At 33.3% G+C, this 2159-nt stretch carries 2 protein-coding genes and 1 pseudogene; all 3 read right to left on the bottom strand.

The window, feature by feature from the left end:
• Positions 1 to 209 (bottom strand): EsaB/YukD family protein (locus AC1DJR_RS29680; protein ID WP_477004224.1); only part of this gene is annotated, 209 nt, incomplete at its 3' end.
• Between the two features lie 4 nt (positions 210 to 213).
• The gene (essA, locus tag AC1DJR_RS29675; RefSeq protein ID WP_219302095.1) at positions 214 to 717 is read right to left on the bottom strand and encodes a type VII secretion protein EssA; all 504 of its coding nucleotides are present in this window, start codon (positions 715 to 717) and stop codon (positions 214 to 216) included.
• A pseudogene (locus tag AC1DJR_RS29670) lies at positions 689 to 2159 on the bottom strand (type VII secretion protein EsaA); the annotation flags it as partial. The gene essA and the pseudogene AC1DJR_RS29670, both read right to left, overlap by 29 nt.

The raw sequence follows: 2159 nt of genomic DNA, 5'->3' as shown, positions 1-2159 counted from the left end.
ATTAAACGATCATTATCTGTTAAAACAATTGACTTATTTTTCACTTTAATCACAAAATGTGAACCTTCATGATTATCAATCTTTAGCGTATCTAATAAATTTTTCAATAAATATTTAATAGATTGATGATTCGGAATACGCAAATCGTATGTATTTCCATTCCATTTACTAAAATCTACCGTTACATTAATATGTGTTTGTATTGCCATTACTTTACCTCCAACTTTTGCGAAGAACTGTATAAATACCGATGCAAATAAGTACAATGCCACCGCCAAATAATAATATTATTGTTGTACTAATTGGCTTTTCATTCATTGTTTCATTACTCGCTACTTCATCTGCACTTTTTCTGACAACGTATTCACTGCTAAACAAACTATTTTTCGTATCTTTAACACTATTTATTTCTTTTTGTTTTATAAAAAGAGAATCTCGTAAAGCTTCCATATCTTTTTGTTCTTTCTTTTTCTTTTTCTGAATTTCTTCTTCTATTTCTTTATTAAATAACTCAATCGATGCTTTATCTAATTCCGTTTCCTTATGTTCCTTTTTATTTTTTTCTTGGTCGCTTTCTTCAAGTCGATCCACTTTAAACTTAATCTTCCCATCATCACCAAGATAACTGTCAGCCGCGCTCCTTATCGGTAGCGCGACAAACAGTAAAAGGATAGAGAGAAATGATAACTTAGCCACTATGCTCCATTGTTTGATCATTTACTTCTTTTTCCTCCCATTTCTTATGCCATACAAATAGATTACTAACTAATCCGATAATGGCAATTACAAACAACACGATGAAAATAACTTTTCCAGTATCTTTACCGCTAATAAAATCATTTAGAAAGCTTTCTATATACTGAAGTGGTGAGAACTGACGTACCTTTCCAACAGACGACATTTGATCTACTTTACTTCCAACTGCTTCAGTTAAAAATAGGTACATACTTAAAAATACTAATAGTATAAACATCCCTACCATTTTTATTTGTCGTAATAAGTATGTTGAGACCAATACAAACGCCATCATAATGATTGTGATAAACGCAATCCATAGTAAACTTTGATCTTGACCGAACTGTAAAAGACGTCCAGAAATGATACCTATACTAATTCCTTCCACAATTGATATACCGAATGCCACTACTGTAGTTGGTACATTCATATCATGATTTATCATCGTCCATTTTCTTTGTAAAGTCATTTAATAATGTATCAGCTTTTGAAACAATTGTCGTTCCGCTTTCTTGAATTTCTTTTGCTTGTCCATTAATTTGATCAAATGTTTTATATACATCGTCTGATGTTGTTAAACTATGCTTCGAACTCTCGACCAATGACTGACTTTGCATCATTAATGATTTAATACCTGAATCTAACGATAAAACAGCTGTTTGCTCACCAGTATTATTTGTTGTTAGCACTTGCTGTTCTTCAACTAGCTTTAAGCTACTTTCACGCCATTTCGCTAAACCTTTTAAATATTCTCCTAAATTTTCATTCATACTAGTTGCTTGTTGCGTCGTTACATTTAATTTCTCTGCTAGTAACATTGAATTTTGATCCGCACTAGTAATGAATTGTTGATAAGAGTCTATTTTTTGCTTTAAGCCTGTCATATCTTGCTTAACTTCTGCCGTAATACCTGATGAAACTAGGTTTGAAATTAAATCAATTAAGCTTTGTTTATTTAATACGTAGTACAAAGATTGTTCAGTTGCAATTGCATCTAAACTTCCCTCTTCTAGCTTAGGACCTACATCTTTTGTTCTTAAATCAATCCCATAATACATTTCGTACAGACTAATTAAACCTTGATAACTTTCAACTGTATCTACTGCTTCTTTTATTAATACACTAGATATATTTTTTGTTAATTCTTCTGATTTTTGATGTACAACTTGATTGTTCGTAAGCTCAATAGTCGTTGAGTTACCACCTTGATTTTGGTCTCCTCCGTTACCTGTTCCAGGGTCTGGGTTTCCTCCATTACCTGTTCCAGGATCTGGATTTCCTCCATTACCTGTTCCAGGATCTGGATTTCCTTCATTACCTGTTCCRGGGTYTGGGTTTCCTCCATTACCTGTTCCAGGGTCTGGGTTTCCTCCATTACCTGTTCCAGGGTCTGGGTTTCCTCCATTACCTGTTCCAGAATCTGG

It is taken from the genome of Bacillus sp. 05T31 (genome assembly GCF_056396725.1).
The sequence above is the reverse complement of the archived record's forward strand: the minus strand, read 5'-3'. Positions and strand labels throughout refer to the sequence as shown.

Bases quoted from the DNA above. Each gene is read 5' to 3' on its own strand.
- essA (WP_219302095.1), bottom strand. From the start codon at position 717: ATGATCAAACAATGGAGCATAGTGGCTAAGTTATCATTTCTCTCTATC.